A 22,058-nucleotide genomic window follows, 5' to 3' on the forward strand; every position below is an offset into this window, starting at 1 on the left:
CTCCTTCGAAGTCGTCCGCAGCCATCAGTACTTACCAGGACAGAGCCGCTGAGCCTCCCCGGGGCGGCCCGGGTTCACCGCGGAACGGTCCAGGTGGCGGTGATGTCCTCGGCGACGTCGATCAGGAGCGTCAGGAAGACGTCCACCAAGGGGGTGAGGGAGGGGTCGGCGGGGGTCACCGCGTGGAGTCGGCGGTGGAGTCGGGGATGGGCGAGTTCGCGGTGGGTGGTACCGGGGACCCCGGTCAGTGCGAGCCGTGAGACCAGGGCGACGCCGATGCCGGTGCCGACCAGGGCCTGGGCCACGTCGTAGGAGGCGGTCTGGAACCGGATCTTCGGAGTGAAGCCGGCGGCGTCCGCGGCCCGGTCGAACTGCTCCCGGGCGGCGTGACCGGCCAGGATGGTGACCCACGACTCGTCGCGGAGTTCCTCCAGGCGCAGTGGGGCGTCGCGGGTCCATTCCGCCGCCAGCGGATGGTCGTCGGGGAGGACGACGACCATGGGGTCCAGCAGGAGTGGGTGTACGGCAACGTGCAGCGGCGGAGCGGGTGGTGCGCCCCAGGACGCGATGACCGCGAGGTCGAGCCTGTCCTCGGTGATCTGCTCGATCCCGCGCTCGGACAGGACGTCCTCGACCGACACGTCCGCGTCCGGGTACCGGTGCCGCAGCGCGGTCAGGGCGGGCGGGAGCAGGTGGAGGGCGGCTGCCTGGAACGCTCCGACCCTCAGGCGCAGCGAGAGGTGCCCCAGGAGAGCGGCCAGTCGAGTGGCGGCTTCGTCCGATTGCTGGTCGATGACTCGTCCATGGCCGGCCAGGAGGGTACCGGCGGCGGTGAGTGTCGCTCCGCGCGGCCCGCGGAGGACCAGCGGTGCCTTCCAGTCCCGCTCCGCCCGGGCCACCTGCTGCGTCACCGCCGCCGGCGTGAGCCCGAGGGCGTGTGCGGCCGCCGTGAGGGAGCCGTGGCGCTCGATCAGTGCGAGCAGGCGGAGCTGCCCGGGGTCGGTCATTCAATAATCTTAACGCTGTATCGCTTATCCCTCACTTCTCTGAATCTCCGGTCCGCGCCAGCCTGGGTGAGCAAACCACCACCCGCGGAAGGCCGTCGCCGTGCCCATCCACCTGCCCGTTTTCCTGATCACCACCTGGCTGCTGGCGATGCTCCCCGGAGCGGGCCAGGCACTCATGATCCGGCAGACCCTGGAGGGCGGGCCTCGCGCCGCCCGGGCCACGATCGCCGGCAACGCCACCGGATTGCTGATCTGGTCCACCGCGGCCGCGGCCGGTCTGTCGGCCGTCCTCCTGGCCAATCCCCGCGCGTACGTGGTCGTCCGGATCGCCGGCGGGATCGTGCTGGCCGCCCTCGGGATCAACACGCTCAGGGTGGCTCGCAAGGCTTCTGACGCGCTTGCGACCAGTGCGGATGAGCGCCGCACGGACTTGTGCGGGGCCTACTTCGCTGGGCTGGGCACCACGCTGGGCAACCCCAAAGCGGGGGTGTTCGCGATCTCGGTGCTGCCCCAGTTCGTCACGACCGCCGGCCCCGTCCTCCTGTCGAGCATCGGCCTGGGGGCGGTCTGGGCGCTGGTCAACGTCTGCTGGTACCTGCTGTTCACCTGGGCCGTTGGCCGAGGCCGCGCGCTGGTGTCCGAGCCGGCCGTCCGTCGAGGGCTGAGCATCGTCACGGGGGTCGTTCTGCTGGGGCTCGGTGTGGCCGTGGCAAGCGGCGTATAGGACCTCAATCGGTGCCGCGGCCTACCGAGACAACCGGGGAGCCCACCACCCACCAGGGCATCAGCATTTTGGGGCCGTGCTCAGCGGCACAGGCATACCCGACAACTGAGCGAACAGACCCCCACCTCCCAACTCCCCTGGCTGGTCAGGTCGCGACGGAACGCGCGATACGGAATCCCACATCGTCGACCCGGAAGGTCGGGTGGCTACGGCGCCGTGCGGAGGCCCGGCAGCTCCAGTGCTCGTCGAACCAGCCACCGCCGCGCAGCACCCGGTAGGTGCCGTAGACCTCGGCGTCGTAGACGTCCCAGCACCAGTCCCAGACGTTGCCGAGCATGTCGTGAAGTCCCCACGCGTTGGGCTGCTTACCGCCCACGTCGTGGATTCGCTCGTGCGAGTTGCCGCGGTACCAGGCGATCTCGTCGAGCGGCCCATAGTGCGGTCCGGTCGTGTCGGCACGGCAGGCGTGCTCCCACTCGGCCTCGGTCGGCAGCCGGTACCCGTCGGCGGATGCGTCCCAGTCGATGTCTTCGCCGTTGGCAGGGAGGTGGTAGGCGGGCGCGAACCCGTCGCGGCGGGACAGGGCGTTGCAGAACCGGACGGCGTCCCACCAGGAAACGCCCTCGACAGGAAGCCGGTCGCCATGGGCGGTGCTCGGCCGCCGGCCGGTGACCTGCGCGTACAGTGCCTGGGTGATCGGGAACGCCGCGAGCTGGTAGGGCGCAAGTTCGACCGACCAGCTGCGCTGCGTCCGCCGGTCCGACAGCGTTACCTCCCCCGGCGGGATTGCGATCATCTTGTTTTCCACGCTCGCGTCCATGGGCAGGTGATCCTACCGATAGTCGGGCCGCCGTGATCTGACGCATCGCCGGCTCGCGGCGCCCGCCGCCAGGTCGCTCGTCACGTTCGACCGCCGACGTACCCGCCGACGTACCACCGTCAGGGCGGAAGTGGCGCGGACGGACGGCATGGCGGTTCGGCAGCGTGTCGCCGCACGGCCGGGCCGGCGCTATGGTCGGCCCATGCAACGTCGCACCAGGACACCGGTCAGCGCGGCCTTGATCGACATCGACGGAGTGCTCACGGTGTCCTGGAAGCCGCTACCCGGAGCCGTGGAGGCGCTGGGGCGACTGCGTGAGGTGGGCCTGCCGTTCGTGCTCCTCACCAACACCACCTCGCGCACCAGGGCTTCGATCGCGACGACCCTCGCCGACGCGGGATTCCCTGTCTCGCTCGACGACATCCTCACCGCACCCGCCGTCACCGCAGCCCATCTGACGGAGCATCATCCCGGCGCCCGCTGTCTGCTGCTCAACAGCGGTGACGTCCGGGAGGATCTGGCAGGGGTGACGCTGGTCGAGGACGGGGATGCCACGACGGTGGAGGACGTGGACGTGGTCCTGGTCGGCGGTGCGGGCCCCGAGTTCGGCTACGCGGCCCTCAACCGCGCGTTCGGCCACCTCCAGCGGGGCGCCCGCCTCGTCGCGATGCACCGCAACCTGTACTGGCGCACCGACCGAGGCCTGCAGCTCGACGGCGGGGCCTTCCTGGTCGGCCTGGAGCAGGCCTCGGGGCAGCGCGCCGAGGTGGTCGGCAAACCCGCCGAGGCGTTCTTCGCCGGGGCTCTGGCACAGCTGGGTGCCGAGGCGGGCCGGACGCTGATGGTGGGTGACGACATCGAGTCCGACGTACTCGCGGCCCAGCGCTGCGGAATCACCGGCGTCCTCGTGAAGACCGGGAAGTACCAGGAGCGTGCGGTCCGCGACGCCGACGAAACCCCCGACCACGTCCTCGACTCCGTTGCCGACCTGCCGGCGCTGGTGGCGCAACTCACCGAGTGACGAGCCGAGTTCTGTCCTAGAGGCTTGCCAGGCCCGCGGGGTCGTGCACAGCGCGTCCGCCGACGAGGGTGACGGTCGGACGCATGGCCGCCAGGCCGTCGACAGGGCAGGTGAAGGGGTCCTCGGGCCACACCGTCAGGTCCGCGAGGGCACCGACGGCGAGGGTCCCGCGCCGGCCGTCCTCGCCGAGCAGCCGTACCGCGTTGGCGGTGTGCAGGGCGACGGCCTCCTCGCGGCCGATGGCGTGTTCGGCTCCCTGGACGCCGACTGCGGTCTGACGGGTCGTCATGCCCCAGACGGAGGTCATGGCGCCGTACGGGCCGACCGGGAAGTCGGATCCGGCGGTGACGAGCGCGCCCTCGTCGATCCATTCCCGCAGGGGGAAGATGTCCCGGGCCCGCTCCTGGCCCCAGGCCTGGATCTGCGGGGCGGCCGCGTCGTGCAGCAGGGGGTGCTGGACCGTGACCGGGATGCCGAGGCGGATCGCGCGGGCCCGCTGCTCGGGGGTGGCCAGGCCGCCGTGTTCGATGACCAGGGTGCCGGGCTTCAGGCCGGGGTAGCGGTCGAGGACCTGCTCGTACACGTCCAGCAGGATGCGCAGTCCGCGGTCACCCCAGGCGTGCACACCGACCCGCCAGCCGCGCCGGACCACCCGGTCGATCGCGTCGACCAGCGCGTCGGGCTCCCACAGCAGCAGGCCGTGGTAGCAGTCCCGGTCGGCGTACGGCTCCTCCAGCGCACCGGCTTCGATGCCGCCGTCGATCCCGAACTTCACGCCCCACAGCTGCAGCCAGGGATCGCCGGCGTCGCGCCACGGCTCCATGCGGTCCAGCAGGTCGTCGGCGTCGGCCGCGGAGCGCACACCGAAGCCCGACACCAGGGCCCGGACGCGTACGCCGAGCGCCCCGGCCTCCTGGGCGGCGCGCAGCACGTCGAGGTCCTCGACGGGGACCATGCAGTCGCGCACCGTGCCGATGCCGGTGGCGGCGTAGTCGTGGGAGGCCGCGCGCAGCCCGTCGATGCGGGTCGCGAGGTCCGGGCGCGGCAGGAGCTTCTCGACGAGGGCAATGGCGGTGTCGACCAGGCGGCCGGTCGGCCGGCCGTTCTCGTCGCGGAGGATGTGGCCGCCGGGCGGCTCGGGGGTGTCTGCGGTGATGCCGGCCAGGCGCAGCGCGTGCGAGTTGAGGACGTCGTTGTGGCCGCCGCGCTTGACCAGCACGGGGTGGTCGGTGGTGGCCTGGTCGAGTTCGGCGAGGGTGGGCATCCGCCGTTCGGCGAGGTTGAGTTCCTGCCAGTTGGTGGTGGTACGGATCCACTCGCCGGACGGGGTGACGGCAGCGCGCCGGCGGATGAGATCGAGGAACTCGGGGATGGTCCGGGCCTGGTGGACCGGCACGTCGTGGACGCTGTAGGCGGCGAAGATGAGGTGGGTGTGGGTGTCGTCGAAGGCCGGCATCACGGTCGCGTCGGGGGCGTCGATGACGGCGGTGTGCTCGCTGATCAGGTGGTCCAGCCCGTTCGGCTCGGAGGAGAGCGCGCTGATGTGCTCGCCCGTGACGGCGACGGCTCGGTGGGTCGGCTCACCGGGTACGAGGGTGTGTACGGCGTGCGCCCGGATCAGCAGGTCGGCGTGTGGCTGGGGCATGTCTGGTCCTCACTCGTGACGGGATGTCGGGAAGCGATGGTGGGTGTCAGCGGACGGAGCGGATGGGCACGATCGCCAGCGCCCCGAGCAGCGAGAGTGCGCCGCCGACCAGGAACAGCCCGGTGTAGCCGCCCAGGTGGCCGATGACGGCGGCGGCGATGAACGGGGCGACGATCTGCGGGCCCGCGCTGGCGATGTTCAGGACGCCCATGTCGCGGGCGGCGTCCTCGGCGCGCGGCAGGACGAGGGTCACGACCGCGGTGTCCACGGCCATGAAGCAGCCGAACGCCAGCCCGTTGAGCGCACTGAAGACGAGCATCCCGGTCCAGGTCGGGCTGATGACCGGCACCACCATCACCAGGCCGGCCAGCGCGGCGGACAGGCCCACGAAGAGCTTGCGGCGGTTCCAACGGTCCGACAGCACACCGCCGATGACGGTCGAGACCGCCATCGCGGCCATCGACACGGGCGTGAGGACGGCGATCGCCGCCGTCGGCTCCAGGCCGGCGGGCAGCGTGATGTGGTCCGTCAGGATGTACAGCTGGTAGCTGAGGACGCAGAAGTAGCCGAGGACCATCAGCGCCCGGCCGATGAACGCCCAGCGGAAGTCGTGGCTGCCCAGGGCCGACAGGAACGCCTTGAGCTGCCGGCCCAGCGGTGCGGCCGGGGTCGGGGTGCGGCGCGGTTCACGGCCGAAGGCGGTGAGCAGGACGGCAGCCACCGCCACGACCGCACCCAGGACGAGGTAGCCGGTGCGCAGGCTGGTGACGGTCTGCGAGGCGATGAGGACGCCGAGGGTGCCGCCGACGGGCAGTCCGAGGCCGACGACGGCGGAGGCGGTGCCGCGCTTGGCGCGCGGGATCCGGTCGGGCACGACGGCGGTGACCGCGGACTGGTAGATGTTCATCGCGGCCTGCCCGAGGCACCAGCCGATGGTCGCGAGCAGGACGGTGTGGACGTTCCCGAGCAGGTACATCGTGGCCAGGGCCGCCAGGCCACCGCCGAGGATCCAGGGGCCGCGGCGGCCGGTGCGGTCCGACAGGGCGCCCGCGACCGGGTTGAAGAACGTCGCGAAGACGGCACTGACGCCGCCGATCATCCCCAGGGTGGCGACCTTGTTTGCGGGGTCGATCTGGGCGATCTGTACGGGCATCAGGACCGAGCCGACGCCGAGGTAGAGGGCGAACATCGCGGTGTTGGCGAGGGCCAGCAGCGGGAGCAGTCCGCCCGTCCTGGCCGGGGGCTCGGTGGCCGGGGCGGATCTGCGGTCCGCGGCCGTCGTCGTGGTGGTCATGGTGGCTCCGGTTCAGCAGGCCGCGCGTGGGGGGCGGCGGAGGAGGAGATCAGGAGACGGCTGCGGGCGGGAAGCGGCGGGGTGGTCTTCACGCCGGCCGTGCACGGCACCGGGTGGGGCGCTCTTTGCGAAACCGCGATAACACGTGTAACCATTGGTACCACTCCCCCAGGTGCAGCACCAGTCTCGGTCGACCTGGAATGATGCAATCGTTATGTCGACTGAGCCGAGCACCCCGCCCCAGGTCACCAGCGCCGATGTCGCGCGCGCCGCCGGAGTGTCGCGGGCGACGGTGTCGTTCGTCCTGAACGACACGCCGGGCGCCCGGGTCAGCGAGGCGACGCGGACCAGGGTGCTGGCCGTGGCGAAGGAGCTGGGGTACGTGCCGCACGCCGCGGCGCGCTCGCTGCGAGCCGGGCGCAGCGACCTGGTGGTCGTGCCGGTGTCCGTGTCGGCGATCGGACGGCTGTTCAGCGAATGGGTCGACGAGGTCGAGACCGCGCTCGGCCGGCGTGGATACACGGTGGTCCTGCACGGCGACCGCACGTCCGATCCGGTCGCGGCCGCGCAGGTCTGGGCGCAGCTGCGGCCGGCTGCGGTGATCACGGTCAACGACAGCCGGATGACCGCCGAGGCGGCGAAGGTACTGGAGCGGGCGGGGGTACGGGCCGTCGTGGCGGGTGCGGCGGCGCCGGTGGAGGGGGTGTTCACGTTCGTCGGGGACCAGTCGGAGATCGGCGCCGCGGCGGTCGGGCACCTGGTGGAGCGGGGCAGGTCGCGGATCGGCGTGGTGATGCCGGCGGAGCGCGGCCTGTCGGCGTTCGCCCAGCCGCGTCTGGTGGGGGCCCAGCGGGCCGCCGACGAGCACGGTGTGACGATCACGCCGCTGCCGATGCGGTACACCGACGATGCTGCTTCGGCGCTGGCGCTGCTGTGCCGGGAACTGGAGCTTGACGGTGTGTTCGGCTACAACGACGAGTACGCGGCGCTGCTGAGCGCGGCCTTCGGTGACCACGGTGTCGCCGTGCCGCAGGACATCGCCGTCGTCGGTGCGGACGATCTGGTGCTCGGGCAGGTGGTGCGCCCCCGCCTGACCTCGATCCGGTTCCACCTGCCGAGCGCCGATCTGCTGGCCGAGGCGGTGGACCGCTTGGTGCACGACGGCACGGCGCCGGACCTGCCGCGGGTGTGGTTCGAGGTCGTGGCCCGGCAGTCCTCGTGACGCCTACGTGTTCTGCGACTCCAAGCCGGCGACCTTGATGACCTGGCACAGGCTGGGTTCGGCCGGCAGGGTGTGGAGTGCGACGAAGATCTGGCGGGCTTCGACGGCGTTCCAGTCGTCCGGCAGGCGTTCCACCGGCAGCCCGGGGTCGAGGTAGGGCAGGCGTCGCCAGTCGGTGAGCATCGGTACGCAGTCGAGAAACGAGCATCAGCCGGGCGTCCGGCAGCAGCCGGGCGGGGGGCCGCGCCGGCCGTCGCCCAGGTCATCCGGCGGCAGGGGCGGTGTCGGTCCGTAGCGGGGCGTCGGCGTAGGCGCCGGACAGGAGGTGACCGGCGCCCGGGGCGAGCGCGGGGAGGCCGAGGGAGCGGAGCATCTGGTGGACGGTGCAGACGGCGGCGGACACCACGGGCTTGCCCAGCAGCTGCTCGGCCTCCTCGATGGCGGCCAGCGAGGGCATCTGGACGCAGGCGGACAGCACGACGACGTCGGCGTCGGCGTGGTCGAGACGCTTGGCGATGGCGGGCAGCTTGGCCGGGTCGTGGGCGGCGACGTCGAGGTTGCCGGGGATTTCCAGGGCCGCGTAGTCGAGGACCTCGATGCCCTCGTTGGTCAGGTAGTCGACGACCGTACGGGTCAGTGGGCGCATGTAGGGGGCGACCAGCGCGATCTTCTTCGCGCCGAGGGTGTGCAGGCCGTTGACGAGGGCGCCGGCGCTGGTGACCACCGGGGCGGGGGTGCCGTTCTCGGCGGTGCGGGTGCGCAGGCGCTCCTGCGAGACGCGGTGGTAGCCGTGGCCCATGCTCATGATCGCGACCAGGCAGGCGTAGCCGAGGACGTCGACGGCGGCGTCGGAGAGTTCGACGGCGCAGCGGTCGGAGTCCGCGTCCATGGACCGCAGTTGCTCGGGAGTGACGTGGGTCATCCGCATGCGGCTGGAGTGGAAGGTGAAGCGCTCGGGGGCGATCGTCTCCCGGGCGCGCAGGATGGCGGGGACCTCGGTCTCCATGGTCACGTTCGAGCTGGGGACGATCTGGCCGATCCGGTAGGTGCGTGCCGACACGGGGCGCTCCCTTGTGTTCGTGGTGCGGGTGGGGTGGGCCGTGGGGCCGGGCCAGGGCAGGAATCCGGCCCCACGGGGTTCAGCGGGCGTCGACGACCGGGTTGGCGAGGGTGCCGATCCGCTCGATGGTGGCCTCGACCAGGTCGCCGGGCTGGAGGAACTGCGGCGGCACGTGGCCGGCACCGACGCCGGACGGGGAGCCGGTGGCGATGACGTCGCCGGGCTCCAGGGTGACGCCGGAGGAGATGTCGGCGATCAGCCGCTGGATCTTGAAGAGCATGTGGCGGGTGTTGGAGTCCTGCTTGGTGTCGCCGTTGACGCGCAGCGAGAGGTTGAGGTTCAGCGGGTCGGGGATCTCGTCGGCGGTGACGACGGCCGGGCCGAAAGGCGCGTAGGAGTCCTGGCCCTTGGAGAAGAACCACTGCCCGGAGCGGCGCTGGTCGCGAGCGCTGATGTCGTTGATGATGCTGTAGCCGAAGACGTGCTCCATCGCGTCGTCCTCGGACACGCGGAACGCGGTGCGGCCGATGACGACGGCGAGTTCGCACTCCCAGTCGAGCTGCTTGGTCAGGTCGGCGTTGTGCAGGATCGGCCGGCCGGGCCCGGTGACGGCGGTGGCCGGCTTCGAGAACAGCACCGGCCGGTCGGGGATCTCCCGGTCGGTGTCCAGGGTCCGGTGGGACTCGGCGACGTGCTCGACGTAGTTCAGCCCCACGCCGATGATCTTGCCGGGGCGCAGCGGGGCTTCAAGGGTGACGTCGGCGAGCTCGTGGACGGCATCGGCCGGGATCCCGCTCTCGAGCAGGGCCTTGGCCGCGTCAAGGGCAGGCTGCCCCGCCCGGATGAGCGAGAGCAGGTCGCCGGGCAGGTCGGTGCCGGCGGCCCGGGCCACGGCGGCGAGGTCGACCACGCGGTCGTCGAGCTGGGCGCCGAGGCGGGCGGGCGCCTCGCTCGTGTCGTTCGGGGTGTAGGTGACCAGGCGCATGGTGGCTCCTTGCGGTGACTCTGTCGGGAAGGTGAGGGTGGGCCGGCGACACCGGGTCAGGTGGTGGATCGCCGGCCCGTCCGGGGACGACAGCGCACGACGGATCGTCTCCGGGGGTGCCCCCGCGCAGCGGTCCGGACCTCGCGCCCTCGAGTGGGCCCGGACCGTTCGTGACTGCGCGGCGGCACCGTCTAGTGGCCGTCCGGCTGGACGGGCTGGTGGCCGCCGTTGTCGGCGTAGGCCTCTTCGCGGGAGAAGCTCAGCGAGCGCATCACCGGGAAGTCGTTGAAGGAGAACAGGCAGGCGTCCTCGGAGGCGTCGAGGTTCCGGTGCTCGTGCCAGGCCCAGGACGGGACGCAGAAGATGTCGCCCTGCTGCCACTCGAAGCGCTGCCCGGCGATCACCGACACGCCCTTGCCCTTGGCCGCGGTGTAGATCACCGAGCCGGTGTGGCGGTGGGCCTTCGTGGCCTGGCCGGGGCGCAGCAGCTGGATGTGGGCGCCCATGGTGGGCATCACCGAGCCGCCGGTGAGCGGGTTGGTGTACTCCATGATCACGCCGTCGTACGGGGAACCCTCGCTCGCCTTGGCCAGGTTGAGCAGGGCCTGGTAGGTGGGCTCCCAGGGGTAGCCGAAGACCGGCGAGTAGGGCCGGGTCCACTTCTCCATGCCGTACGGGAGCAGGTTGCCGCCGTAGCTCAGCACCGAGGAGTTGACGACCTCTCCGGGCACCTGGTTCAGCTCGGGGTGGACCTCGTAGAAGCCCGCGTCCAGGGCGTTGACCAGGGGGATGTCCAGGCCGTCCTGCCAGATGACGGGCGCGTCGTCGGACTCGTTCCCGTGCTCGTGCCAGGTGCCGTTGGGGGTGATGGCGAAGTCGCGCGGACCGACCTTGAGCTTCTGGCCGTCGACGATGGTCCAGGCGCCGGTGCCCTCGTGGACGAAGCGCAGGGCGGCGGCCTGGTGGCGGTGGGCGGTCATGGCCTCGCCGGGGCCCATGATCTGCAGGCCGGTGTAGAGCAGGCCGACGGCCGCGCTGACGTCCTTGCGGCCGGGGTTGACCAGCATGACCACCCGGCGGCCGGCGTCGTCGGCCCTGACCAGCGGCAGCGCCTTGTGGACCAGCGGGCGCAGGTCCCGGTAGCGCCACAGGACGGGCACGGACTGAGGCTGTGGGTACCAGGGCTCGATGTCGTTGGCGACCGTCCACAGCGCACCCGCGTCGAGGGTGGCCAACTCGTCGTAGTAGGCCTTCAGTTCGGGGGTGTCCGCAACTCGGGCGCGTCCCAGCCGGGTGTCGTCGTAGTCGGTCACGCTTCCTCCTTGGACGGGGTGTCAGGGCGGGAGGCGGCCTGGCTCAGGCCGTCGCCGGGGGTGCTGTACGGCGGCGCGGCGGCGGGGTCGCCGGCGAAGGCGAGCGGGCTGCGCGGCCGGTTGTCGACGTGGAGTTGGAAGACGTCGAAGCGGTTGTAGTGGCCGATGATGTCGTGCATCTGCTTGGGCTGGATGCACTTGGCGAGGTCGATCTCGGCGTAGACGATGCCCTCGTCGTCGATCAGCGGTTCGGTGACGGGCCGGCCGTCGGGGCCGAAGATGCCGGACAGGGCGCTGCGCGGGCGGGCGAGCATCTTGCGGATCTCCGCGTCCTCGCCGGCGACCTGATCGACGATATCCCCCGAGATCGTCGAGCAGGCCACCACCGAGAAGACCTTGCCCTCGAAGCAGTGCGCCGCCGTGCGGACCGCGATGGCGTCCGCCATGTCGTAGTCCTCCGGAGCGACCGGCAGCGCGATGTAGCTTGCGGCGTGGACGAGTTCGCCCTGAGCCAGGAGGGTGAAGCGGGCGAGGGTGTTGGTGTTCTCCCCGCAGGCGAGCACCCCGAGCGGGCCGATCTCGGTCCGGTGGACCTTCAGCGAACTGCCGTCCCCGCCGGTCCAGGTGAGCTTCTCGGCCCAGGTGGGCACCAACTTGCGGTGTACGCCGAGCAGTTCACCGTCGGAGCCGATGGTCAGCATGGTGTTGTACAGGACGCCCAGGCTGTGCGCGCCGCGCTCGTTGACGCCGATGACCACCGTGACGCCGTGCCTGCGGGCGGCGTCACGGAGGGCGTCCACGTGCGGGCCGGGCAGGTCGATCGAGGAGCGGTACAGCTTCTCGAACCAGGGCGAGCCCTGGACGGGGTTCATCGTCCAGTTCCAGTACGGGTATCCGGGAACGAACACCTCGGGGAAGACGATCAGCGAGGCGCCGTGGCCGGCCGCCTCGGCGATCAGGGAGACGGCCTTGTCGACGGTCGCGGCGGCGTCCAGGTAGACCGGGGACGCCTGGACGGCGGCCGCGGTGAAGCAGGGCAGGTCCATCAGTTCCTCCGTTTCCGGATCGGAAGGGCGAGCGGGCGGGTCAGCAGGAGGCCGTGACCGCGAGCGGCCGCGGCGGGCGGGAAGGCAGCCACCGCTTGCGGACCGGGGCGGCCTCCTCGCGCAGCAGCTGCAGGCGTGGCGGGACGCGGTCGGCACGCGGACCGGCGGGCTTACGGCTGCCGGCCCGCCACGGCTCGGGCCAGCGGGCACCCGGCCCGGCGTAGCCCTGCTCGACTGCGGCGTGCAACGTCCACAGCGGGTCCCACAGGTGGGCCCGGCCCACCGCGACGAGGTCCGAACGGCCCGCGAGGATGATCGAGTTGGCGTCGTCGTAGGTGGAGATCGCCCCGACCGCGATGGTGGGGATGCCGGTCGCGTTGCGGATCAGGTCGGCGAACGGGGTCTGGTAACTGCGTCCGTACGGCGGCCGCTGATGCGCGACGACCTCGCCGGTGGACACATCCACGGCGTCCGCTCCCCCGGCGGCCAGAGCCCGGCTGATCTCGACCGCCTCGGCCTCGGTGGTGCCGCCCTCCGCCCAGTCGCCCGCCGAGATCCGTACGATCAGCGGCTTGCCGACGGGCCAAGCGGTGCGGACGGCCGCCAGCACCTCCAGCGGGAAGCGCAGCCGGCCCTCGAGCGTGCCGCCGTAGGCGTCCGTGCGGTGGTTGGTGAGCGGCGACAGGAAGCCGGACACCAGGTGGCCGTGGCCGAACTGGAGCTCCAGGACGTCGAATCCCGCCCGGTCGGCCCGGGCCGCCGCCTCGGCGAAGTCGGAAGCGACGGCCGCCAACTCCACGGGGGTGGCCTCGCGCGGGAGGGGGTACGCGTCGTCCCACGCGAGCGCCGAAGCGGCCAGGGTCGGCCAGCCCTCCCCACCCAACGGCAGGCCGACCCCGTCCGGACCGGGAACCGTGGTGGATCCGCGGCGCCCGGCGTGAGTGAGCTGGATACCCAGCGGCGTGTCGGAGACCGTGCGGACGGCCTGGACGATCGACGTCCAGCCGGCCTCCTGACGGTCGGTCCAGAGACCGGGGCACCCCGCGGTGACGCGGCCGTCGGGGCTGACGGCCGTCATCCCGGCGAAGACCAGGCCGGCTCCGCCGAGGGCCTGGGCGGCGAGTTGGGCGTGCTCGAACCCGCCGGGCACACCGTCGACGGCCGTGAAGCTCGCCAGCGGCGGCACCACGATCCGGTTGCGCAGGGTCAGGCCCGCCAGCTGCAGCGGCTGGAACATCGGCGGCACCGGGGCGCCGCCGTCGGTGAAGGCGACGTCGACCGCGTCGACGAACGCGGCGTCGCGCTCACGCAGGTTGCCGTAGGTGACGCGGCGGCTGCGGGTGAGCAGGTTGAAGGCGAACTGGTCGACGCCCTGGCCGGTGTACCGGCCGATGCTCTCGAACCACTCCAGGCTGGCCTGGGCGGCCCGCTGGGTGGACTCGACGACCGGCTTGCGCTCGGCCTCGTAGGCGGCCAACGCCTCGGCGACCGTGGGGTGTTCGTGCAGGCTCGCGGCGAGCGCGAGGGCGTCCTCCATGGCGAGCTTGGTGCCCGACCCGATCGAGAAGTGCGCGGTGTGGGCCGCGTCGCCGAGCAGCACGACGTTCTCGTGCCGCCATGAGGCGTTGCGCACGGTGGTGAAGCGGATCCACTTCGACGCGTTCGGGATCAGCCGGTGGCCCCCGAGGTGGTCGGCGAGGATCTCCTCGCACCGGCGGACGCTCGCCTCGTCGCTCTCGCCCCGGGCGAACTCCCGGTCGGCGAGGGCCTCGAAGCCGGCCCGGCGCCAGGCCTCCTCCTCGATCTCCACGATGAAGGTGCTGCGCCTGTCGTCGAAGGGGTAGGCGTGGACCTGCAGGGCACCGAAGTCCCGCTGCTCGACGATGAAGGTGAACGCCTCGAAGACCCGGTCGCTGGCCAGCCACATGTAGCGGCAGGTCCGCTCGTCCAGATCGGTGCCGAAGCTGTCGGGATAGGTCTCGCGGGTGAGGGAGCGTACGCCGTCCGCCGCGACCACCAGGTCGTAGGCGGCGGACAGTTCGGCCGCCGGCGGTGCCTCGGTGCTGTAGCGCACTTCGACACCGAGGGCCGCGCAGCGCTCCTGCAGGATCGCGCGCAGCCTGTTGCGGTCCAGGGCGGCGAACCCGTGGCCGCCGGAGGTGCGGGTCTGGCCGCCGTAGCAGACGTCGATGTCGCTCCACCGGGCGAACTGGGCCGACATCGCGGCGAACACCTCGGGGTCGGCCTGGGCGATCCCGTCCAGCGTCTCGTCGGAGAAGACGACTCCGAAGCCGAACGCGTCCGCCTGGGCGTTGCGCTCCCACACCGTGATGTCCCACGCCGGGGAGAGCTGCTTGGCCAGAGCGGCGAAGTAGAGGCCGCCGGGCCCTCCCCCGATGACTGCTACGCGCATGAAGGTCCTCCAGTGGTTCCGTGAAACTCAATGTATTGCGTAAATCTGGCGACCGTCAACCAGTCGCTATATCTTCTGCTCCAGGCAGCGGCCTCGGGCCCGCACGGGGGCTTGTCCGGGCCCGTGGACAGCCGCCGCGAGCGCACTCAGCCGGTGTAGGACTCCGGGCGCTGCGGGCCGGACTCGGTGAGTCTCCTGCGCGTCTCCTCCGGCCAGGGGGCCGCGCCCTTGGCGGTCGCGGCGGAGTGGACGACCGACGTCCGCCCGGTGGCGGCCGGGCCGTTGGGGCCGTGCACGTCGAAGGTGTAGTGCAGCGAGGACGTGCCGACCTTGTGGACCCGGAACTCGACGCGGACGAGGTCCCCGAACCACAGCCGCTCCAGGTAGTCCGCCTCGAAGTGGACCCGGGGGATGCTGCCGAACAGGGCCCCGAGCCCGAGACGGCTCAGCAGGACCGCCTCCGCCGCCTCGGCCCAGCGCAGCACGGAGGAGAAGTGGTAGTGGCCGGCGGCATCGGTGTCCGACCACTCGACCTTGCGCTCGATCACCACGCTGGGCAGCGCCGGGGTGGCGGGGTGGTCCCCTGCCGTGGGCTCGGCGGGCTCGGCTTCCCGGGGCGCGGGGTGTTCCATGACGGTGCCTCTCATCGGTTGGATCTGCCGCCAGCGGACGCGGATCGGGGCGGCGGGGGGATGCGGGTCAGCGGCCGCTGTGCGCCCAGCGCCGGAGTTCGGCGCGGTGCAGCTTGCCGCTGGAGTTGCGGGGCAGACCTTCGACGAACTCGACCGCGCGCGGGTACTTGTAGGGGGCGATGGTCTGCTTGACGAAGTCCTGCAGTGCCTTCACGGTCTGCGCGTCGGCGGCCACGCCCTCGCGCAGGACGACGTAGGCCTTGACGATCGTGCCGCGGCCGTCGTCGGGAGCGCCGACGACGGCGCAGTCGACGACGTCGGGGTGGGCGATGAGGGCCTGCTCGACCTCGGGTCCGGCGATGTTGTAGCCGGAGGAGACGATCATGTCGTCGCTGCGGGCCTGGTACCAGAAGTAGCCGTCGGCATCGCGTATGTAGGTGTCGCCGGTGACGTTCCAGCCGCCGCGCACGTACACGCTCTGGCGTTCGTCGTCCAGGTACCGGCAGCCGGTCGGGCCCTTGACCGCGAGCAGTCCGGGCTGCCCGTCGGGCACCGGGGCGCCGTCCTTGTCCACGACGGTCGCCCGGAAGCCGGGCACGGGTCTGCCGGTGGCGCCCGGTCTGATGTCGCCGTCGGCGGCGGAGATGAACACGTGCAGCATCTCGGTGGCGCCGATGCCGTCGATCAGGCGGAGTCCGGTCGCCTGGTGGAAGGCCTCCCAGACCACCGCCGGCAGCGGTTCGCCCGCCGAGACGCAGCGGCGCAGTCCGCGTAGCCGCTCGACCAGGCCTGCCGCGAGGATCGCCCGGTAGGCGGTCGGCGCGGTGAACAGCACGCTCACCTTGTGCTCGGCCACCAGCGCTGAGAGCTGGTCGGGGGTGGCCTGCTCCACCAGGAGCGTGGCCGCGCCGACGCGCAGCGGGAAGACCACCAGGCCGCCGAGGCCGAAGGTGAACGCCAGCGGCGGCGTACCGGCGAACAGGTCGTCGGGCTCGGGCCGCACGATGTGCCGGGAGAAGGTGTCGGCGTTGGCCAGCACGTCCCGGTGGAAGTGCAGCGTCGCCTTGGGGCGGCCGGTGGTGCCGGAGGTGAAGGCGATCAGCGCCACGTCGTCGGCCGCGGTGTCGACCGCGGTGAAGACGCCGTCCTTGGCGGCGCAGCGCACGGCAAGGTCGTCCGCTCCCCCGCCGCCGTAGGGGACGGCCACGAGACCCGGCGTGTCGGCCGCCTCGACCGCGTCGAGGAAGCGGTGGTCGCACAGGGCCACGACCGGCTTGCTGATCTCGTGCAGGGAGGTGATCTCGGAAGCCCGCAGGAGCGGCATCGTGGTCACGACGACGCCGCCGGCCTTCAGTACGCCGAGCCAACAGGCCACCAGCCAGGGGTTGTTGGGTCCGCGCAGCAGGACGCGGTTGCCCGGCAGCAGGCCCAGGTCCTCGGTGAGCACCTGGGCGACCTGGTTGGACCAGCTCCGGAGGTCGCCGTAGGTCCACTCCTGGGTGGGGGTGAGCAGGCAGCGGCGGTCCGGGCCCCACTGCTCGACGGCGTCGTCGACCAGGACACGCGCGCAGTTCAGGCGGTCCGGGTAGCGGAGTTCGGGCAGGTCGAAGAGGAGTTCCGGCCACTGCTCGGCCGGTGGCAGACGGTCGCGACAGAACGTGTCGACATGGGCGGAAGGGGACAGCTCCATGGGCGGCACCTCTCGGGTCAGCAGGGAGTGAGGTAAGTATGTCGCCATACTGACGACAGTCAAGACTTCTACATATTTCGACGTGGTAAATCGTCCCGCCACCCCCGTCGCTGCGGATGCAGCGCGAACTGACCGGCCCACAAGGGCCTTTGAGGCCACTCCGCCTCGATCCACCGAAGCTCGTCCCGGTGCCTGGATCTCGTCGCTTACACGTGTTACCGTGCCAGCACCCCTCCGCCCATCTCGTACCCGAGGAGCCACCTTGACCGAGCCGCTGCAGGACCAGGACACGGGCTGGCCGCCGCCGCCATTCCTCCCGCCACCGCCGCCGCACAGCGCGGACGACGGCGTGCTCAGGTATGACGGGGTCACCTACGCCCGGACCTTCGGCTACCGGCCGCGCCTGCTCGACGTGCACGTCCCCGCCGGCACCGCGCCGGTGCCGGCCGTCGTGTGGATCCACGGCGGCGGCTGGATGGACGGCGACCGGCGCTACCCGCCGCCGACCGTGCCCGTCGACCTGCTTTTCGGCTCGATCCTCGACGCCGGCATGGCCGTGGTGACCATCGACTACCGGCACAGCCTGGAGGCGCCCTTCCCGGCACAGCTGCACGACGTCAAGGCAGCGATCCGCTACGTACGGCACTTCGCCGCGCAGCTGGGGATCGACGGCGAGCGCATCGGCGTGTTCGGCGAGTCCGCGGGAGGCCACCTGACCGCCATGGCCGCACTCACCGACGCCGGCGCCGCCGACGGCCGGCTGGAGGGCGCCGAAGGCGTCCCGGCCGGGAGCACCGCCGTCCTGTGCGCCGTCGACTGGTACGGGGTGTCCGACATCGGCGCGGCCGCGTCCGCCTTTCCCGCTCTCGCGGGATCCGCGGGGCTGGAGGTGCCGGCCGTGGGCGATCCGTACACCGCGCTGCTCGGCGCCTCACCCGCCGACCGGCCCGATCTCGCCGCCGCGGCCAGCCCGGTCAACCACGTGCCGTCGGTCGTCCCGCCGTTCCTGCTCGTCCACGGCACCGAGGACAACCTCGTGCCCTACAGCCAGAGCGAGCGGCTGGCCGAGCACCTGACCGCGCAGGGCGCGTCCGTGGAGCTGGTACCCGTCCATGGCGCGGACCACATCTTCCTCGGCTCCGAGGAGATCCCCGCCATCGTCGAGCAGAGCGTGGAGTTCCTCGCCCGCCACCTGAGCGCCGCGCGCTGACCTCGCGGACGGCCCGCCGGCGTCGGCCAGGGCACTGTCCTGGCCGACGCCGGCCCGTTGTGCACCATCTGACCGGGAGCCCGACACCGTGTCCTACGTTCCGCCTCCCCGGCCGACGACCGATACCGGGCAGATGCCACCCGCCCGGCTGTACGGGGCCGACTTCGCCCGGGACCCGCACGGCCTCTACGCCCGGCTGCGCTCCCGCTGGGGTCCGATCGCGCCCGTCGAAGTCGGGCCCGGTGTGCCCGCGTGGCTGGTCCTCGGCTACCAGGAAGCACTGGCCGTCGCCCGCAACGTGGAGCTCTTCTCGAGCGACGCCCGCCACTGGCATGCCACCGCCGGCGGCCGGCTGCCCCAGGACTCGCCGTTGCTGCCCATGGTCGGCCCGCGCCCCGCCCTGACCCGTCAGGACGGGCCGGCGCACCTGCGGCTGCGGCAGACCGTCCTCGACGTACTCCAGCGGATCGACCGGCAGCGACTGCGGCGCGTCACCGCCACCGCGGCCGACGCCCTCATCGACGCCTGGCTCCAGCACGGGCAGGCGGACCTGGTCGGCCGGTTCGCCCGTCCCGTGGCCTCCCTGGCGTTCACCCGGCTGCTCGGCATCCGCGACAGCGACGGCGAGACGCTGCACACCCTCGTCAGCAAGGTCGTCGACTCCGCCTCCGAAGCCCGGGCGGCCGACCACGATCTCCAGGCATCGCTCCTGCGGCTGATCGACGCACGGCGCACCAACCCGGCCGAGGACATCCCGTCCTGGCTCCTGCAGACCGCTGCCGGTCTGAGCGAGGCAGAACTGGTCCACCAACTGACCGTCCTGGTGCTGACCGGCCTGGAGAGCACCACCGGCCTCATCGGCAACACCCTGGTGCACCTGCTGTCCCGGCCCCGTCTCCTGGCCGCAGTCGCTGCGGGCCGCTCGACCGTCTCGGACGCCCTGGAGCTGGCCCTGTGGGCCGATCCGCCCGTGCACAACGTGGCTGCCCGCTGGGCGACTTCAGACCTGACGTTCGCCGGCCGTCGGATCCAGCGCGGAGACGTGCTCGTGCTCGCCCTGGCCGCCGCCAATGCGGATCCGGCCGCCCACCACGGCACGAACTCCCCCACCCCGACCGTCAATCGGGCCCACCTCGCCTGGGGAGCCGGCCCCCATGCCTGCCCGGCCAGGGACCCCGCCCGCCTGATCGCCGAGAGCGCCGTGGAGCGGTTGCTGCTGCGCGTACCGGCGATGCGCCTGGCCGTCGAGCCGACCGCACTCCTCTGGCGCCCGTCCCCCTGGGCCCGCGCCCTCACCGCACTTCCCGTCCACTTCCCCCCTACGGCACCACCGCCCCGGCCGGTGCCCGAACCGGAGCCGGAAACCGCACCACTGAAGCCTGCCGAGAACGAGGACCCCGACGAGACCGGCCGGAAGCCCCGCACCACCAACTGGGCCTGGTGGAGCCTGGATCTGTGAGTAGGGCGGCTCGCGTGGACCGGCCGGCCCACGACTCATCTCACCGAATCGTGCGGCGAGCGGCGGCCAGTACCGAGAGGGCGTTGGCCGCCACGATCCCGGCGATGGCGGCCCACTCCACCCATCCCAGCGCCTGGCCGAGGACGACGAGACCGACCAGGGCGGCCAGGACCGGATTCACGCTCATGAACAGGCCGAAGAACCTGGCCGGGACCCGGCGCAGCGCCAGCAGGTCCGCGAGGAACGGGACGGCCGAGGACAGGACGCCTGCCGTGGCCGCGTGCATCAGGGCACCGGCGGACGGTGTGCGGTGGACGAAGAGGACGAGTCCGATCGGGACGTACAGCAGGCCGGAGACGACCGCGGCGGCGGCCGGCCCCTGCGCCCCCGGCACACGTGCGCCGACCGTACGGTTGAGCAGGATGTACGAGGCCCAGCACACCGCGGCCAGCAGGCCCAACCCGATCCCGAGGTAGTCCGTGGACGGTTGCGGGCGTGCCAGGACCACGGCGGCGGCCCCGGCGAGCAGCGCGCAGCCCAGGTCCACCGCGCGGCGGGACGCCGCCAGCGCCACGGACAGCGGGCCGAGGAATTCCAGGGTGACGGCCAGGCCCAGCCCGATCCGGTCGATCGCGGTGTACAGCGACAGGTTCATCGTGGCGAACACCACCGCCAGGGCCAGCACCGGCCGCCACTGAGCCCAGGTGAAGGACCGCAGCCTCGGCCGGCCGACCGCCGCCAGGGCCACCGCGGCCACCCACTGACGGACCGCCACCACACCCACCGGCCCGATCAGCGGGAACGCCAGAGCCCCGACAGCCGCGCCGACCTGGTTCGACAGGCCGCTGCCGAACATCATCGCCATCCCCGCCGGCCGTCCGGAGGAAGAGCCCGCGTCATGCGGGGCGTCGCCGTCGAGCCGCGATACCTGTGCCTGCGTCGTCATGCCGGAGAGGATCCGCCCGCCGGACCCATACGCAAAATGCATGTGCGCCGTTATCCATACGCTGGAGTCATGGATATGGAGCTGCGACACCTGCGCTGCCTGGTCGCGATCGTCGACACCGGCAGCTTCACCGACGCCGCCACCGAACTCGGCCTCTCCCAGGCCGCCGTCTCCCGCACCCTGCTCGCCCTGGAGAAGATCCTGGGCGTCCGGCTGCTGCACCGCACCAGCCGCACCGTCACCCCCACCACCGCCGGCGTCCAGGTCCTCGCCCGCGCCCGCCACCTGCTCGCCGATGCCGACACCCTGATCCGCGAAGCCGCCACCGGCCACACCCAGCTGACGATCGGCCACGCCTGGTCGGCCATGGGCCGCCACACCGCCGAGTTCCAACGCCGCTGGGCCGAGCGCTACCCCGACATCGAAGTCCACCTCATCCGCGCCAACACCCCCACCGGCGGCCTCGCCGAAGGACGGTGCGACCTCGCCGTCGTCCGCGCCACCCCCGACACCCGCCGCTACGCCCACGCCCTCGTCGGCCACGAGCGCCGGTACTGCGCCATGGCCGGCGACGACCCCTGGGCCCGCCGCCGGACGGTCACCCTGGACGAGATCCGGGAACGCACCCTGGTCGTGGACCGCCGCACCGGCACCACCACCGTCGATCTGTGGCCCGAGGACGCCCGCCCCTCACTGGAACACACCCGCGACATCGACGACTGGCTCGCCGCGATCGCCACCGGCCGCTGCGTCGGCGTCACCCCGGAGGGCACGGTGGCCCAGTACCGCCGCGACGGCATCGCCTACCGGCGGGTCCGCGACGCGCCACCCGTCCCCGTCCACGTCATCTGGCGCCCGCACGACCCGCACCCCGCCACCCACGCCGCGGTCGCGCTCCTCAGCGACCTGTACCGCGACCACCGGTAGCAACGCAGCCCCCGAGGGCACTGGCGCGCGCCGGTTCAACCCTGCCGGACGGGCGGGTCAGCGGGTACAGGCGTGCGTGAATGCGGACGCATCACCGGCCGGCCGACTCGCCGAGGACCTCGTTGTAGTACTCGAGCCGGCCCCTGATCTCCCGCTCCACGTCGCCGTCCGTGCTCGCAGGCAGACCCCGGAGGTGTTCCAACAGGTTGTCCCGCTGCGGGTGATCCGAGCCGCTGACGTGGCCGACAGTGCGAGCCACACCAGCCGCGAGCAGCAAGCGGTGCGGCAGACCGCACCAGGTGTCGAAGCTCCGGCACACGGCCGCCCACAGGAGCCAGACGTCATCGACCTGCCGTTCCTGGGCCACCAGCAGGGCGGCGATTTCGATGCTGTGGCAGAACCCCCAGCAATGCCCGTGCCACCGAGTCTCCTGGACCAGCAGGTACCGCGCGAAGTCCCCCTGGCGCGCTTCGGGGTCCTGGACGAGAGCTTCGAGAACCTGCTGCCGATCTTCCCACCGGGCGTCCGCAGGAAGACCGTCCTCATCACTCTGCCCGTCGAACTCCAGCAGCTCCCAGCGCTCCGGATCCTCGTACCACCAGGCGAGCTCCGGGATCGCAGACCGGCTCATCGGCGATGCTCCT

At 72.0% G+C, this 22,058-nt stretch carries 19 protein-coding genes and 1 pseudogene; 6 read left to right on the plus strand and 14 right to left on the minus strand.

Annotation, left to right across the window (positions count from 1 at the left end; genetic code table 11):
• Positions 1-74: 74 nt before the first annotated feature.
• Positions 75-1,007 (minus strand): LysR family transcriptional regulator, encoded by a 933-nt coding sequence (locus tag FB465_RS03630; protein ID WP_145787539.1) that lies wholly within the window; start codon positions 1,005-1,007, stop codon positions 75-77.
• Between the two features lie 100 nt (positions 1,008-1,107).
• Between FB465_RS03630 and FB465_RS03635 the strand changes: the two genes are divergently transcribed.
• Positions 1,108-1,731: a LysE family translocator gene (locus tag FB465_RS03635; protein WP_145787540.1), complete on the plus strand. Its 624-nt coding sequence runs from the start codon at positions 1,108-1,110 to the stop codon at positions 1,729-1,731.
• A gap of 145 nt (positions 1,732-1,876) precedes the next feature.
• Here the strand turns inward: FB465_RS03635 and FB465_RS03640 are convergent, their stop codons facing one another.
• Positions 1,877-2,551: a formylglycine-generating enzyme family protein gene (locus FB465_RS03640; protein ID WP_145787542.1), complete on the minus strand. Its 675-nt coding sequence runs from the start codon at positions 2,549-2,551 to the stop codon at positions 1,877-1,879.
• A 202-nt stretch (positions 2,552-2,753) separates the two neighbouring features.
• Here FB465_RS03640 and FB465_RS03645 point away from each other — a divergent pair, with 202 nt between their 5' ends.
• Positions 2,754-3,572, plus strand: coding sequence for an HAD-IIA family hydrolase (locus tag FB465_RS03645; RefSeq protein WP_145787544.1), 819 nt, complete (start codon positions 2,754-2,756; stop codon positions 3,570-3,572).
• 16 nt (positions 3,573-3,588) lie between these two features.
• Here FB465_RS03645 and FB465_RS03650 read toward each other — a convergent pair whose 3' ends face one another.
• Both FB465_RS03650 and FB465_RS03655 read right to left on the minus strand, forming a co-directional pair.
• Positions 3,589-5,217, minus strand: a complete 1,629-nt coding sequence (locus tag FB465_RS03650; RefSeq protein WP_145787546.1) for an amidohydrolase — start codon at positions 5,215-5,217, stop codon at positions 3,589-3,591.
• A 46-nt stretch (positions 5,218-5,263) separates the two neighbouring features.
• Positions 5,264-6,511, minus strand: a complete 1,248-nt coding sequence (locus tag FB465_RS03655; protein ID WP_145787547.1) for an MFS transporter — start codon at positions 6,509-6,511, stop codon at positions 5,264-5,266.
• A gap of 214 nt (positions 6,512-6,725) precedes the next feature.
• Between FB465_RS03655 and FB465_RS03660 the strand changes: the two genes are divergently transcribed.
• On the plus strand, positions 6,726-7,733 hold the full coding sequence (locus FB465_RS03660; RefSeq protein ID WP_145787549.1) for a LacI family DNA-binding transcriptional regulator: 1,008 nt from the start codon (positions 6,726-6,728) through the stop codon (positions 7,731-7,733).
• Between the two features lie 3 nt (positions 7,734-7,736).
• On the opposite strand, the pseudogene FB465_RS03665 reads toward FB465_RS03660, so the two are convergent.
• From FB465_RS03665 to FB465_RS03700, 8 genes and pseudogenes are all read right to left on the minus strand, one after another.
• Positions 7,737-7,925: pseudogene (locus FB465_RS03665) on the minus strand (PaaX family transcriptional regulator C-terminal domain-containing protein); the annotation flags it as partial.
• Between the two features lie 70 nt (positions 7,926-7,995).
• A complete protein-coding gene (locus FB465_RS03670; RefSeq protein ID WP_145797109.1) occupies positions 7,996-8,739 on the minus strand; it encodes a maleate cis-trans isomerase family protein in 744 nt (247 codons plus the stop codon).
• A 133-nt stretch (positions 8,740-8,872) separates the two neighbouring features.
• A complete protein-coding gene (locus tag FB465_RS03675) occupies positions 8,873-9,778 on the minus strand; it encodes a fumarylacetoacetate hydrolase family protein (protein ID WP_145787552.1) in 906 nt (301 codons plus the stop codon).
• Positions 9,779-9,969: 191 nt separating this feature from the next.
• Positions 9,970-11,091 (minus strand): cupin domain-containing protein, encoded by a 1,122-nt coding sequence (locus FB465_RS03680; RefSeq protein WP_145787554.1) that lies wholly within the window; start codon positions 11,089-11,091, stop codon positions 9,970-9,972.
• Positions 11,088-12,137: a carbon-nitrogen hydrolase family protein gene (locus FB465_RS03685; protein WP_145787555.1), complete on the minus strand. Its 1,050-nt coding sequence runs from the start codon at positions 12,135-12,137 to the stop codon at positions 11,088-11,090. The genes FB465_RS03680 and FB465_RS03685 overlap by 4 nt, the downstream gene beginning before the upstream one ends.
• 40 nt (positions 12,138-12,177) lie before the next feature.
• Positions 12,178-14,550 (minus strand): oxidoreductase, encoded by a 2,373-nt coding sequence (locus FB465_RS03690; protein WP_145787557.1) that lies wholly within the window; start codon positions 14,548-14,550, stop codon positions 12,178-12,180.
• A 146-nt stretch (positions 14,551-14,696) separates the two neighbouring features.
• The gene (locus FB465_RS03695; protein ID WP_145787559.1) at positions 14,697-15,182 is read right to left on the minus strand and encodes an acyl-CoA thioesterase; all 486 of its coding nucleotides are present in this window, start codon (positions 15,180-15,182) and stop codon (positions 14,697-14,699) included.
• Positions 15,183-15,249: 67 nt separating this feature from the next.
• The gene (locus FB465_RS03700; protein ID WP_145787561.1) at positions 15,250-16,872 is read right to left on the minus strand and encodes an AMP-binding protein; all 1,623 of its coding nucleotides are present in this window, start codon (positions 16,870-16,872) and stop codon (positions 15,250-15,252) included.
• Between the two features lie 262 nt (positions 16,873-17,134).
• Between FB465_RS03700 and FB465_RS03705 the strand changes: the two genes are divergently transcribed.
• Positions 17,135-18,082 (plus strand): alpha/beta hydrolase, encoded by a 948-nt coding sequence (locus FB465_RS03705; RefSeq protein WP_211785715.1) that lies wholly within the window; start codon positions 17,135-17,137, stop codon positions 18,080-18,082.
• Between the two features lie 133 nt (positions 18,083-18,215).
• Positions 18,216-19,541 carry a cytochrome P450 family protein gene (locus FB465_RS03710; RefSeq protein ID WP_145787562.1) on the plus strand — a complete coding sequence of 442 codons (1,326 nt, stop codon included), beginning with the start codon at positions 18,216-18,218 and terminating at the stop codon, positions 19,539-19,541.
• 40 nt (positions 19,542-19,581) lie between these two features.
• Here the strand turns inward: FB465_RS03710 and FB465_RS03715 are convergent, their stop codons facing one another.
• A complete protein-coding gene (locus FB465_RS03715; protein ID WP_211785716.1) occupies positions 19,582-20,487 on the minus strand; it encodes an EamA family transporter in 906 nt (301 codons plus the stop codon).
• Positions 20,488-20,556: 69 nt separating this feature from the next.
• Between FB465_RS03715 and FB465_RS03720 the strand changes: the two genes are divergently transcribed.
• Positions 20,557-21,414, plus strand: a complete 858-nt coding sequence (locus FB465_RS03720) for a LysR family transcriptional regulator (RefSeq protein ID WP_145787566.1) — start codon at positions 20,557-20,559, stop codon at positions 21,412-21,414.
• 91 nt (positions 21,415-21,505) lie between these two features.
• On the opposite strand, the gene FB465_RS03725 is transcribed toward FB465_RS03720, so the two are convergent.
• Entirely contained in the window at positions 21,506-22,045 is a 540-nt protein-coding gene (locus FB465_RS03725) for a hypothetical protein (RefSeq protein WP_145787568.1), read from the minus strand.
• Positions 22,046-22,058: the final 13 nt, after the last annotated feature.

It is taken from the genome of Kitasatospora atroaurantiaca, assembly GCF_007828955.1.
GTDB classification, from domain to species: domain Bacteria; phylum Actinomycetota; class Actinomycetes; order Streptomycetales; family Streptomycetaceae; genus Kitasatospora; species Kitasatospora atroaurantiaca.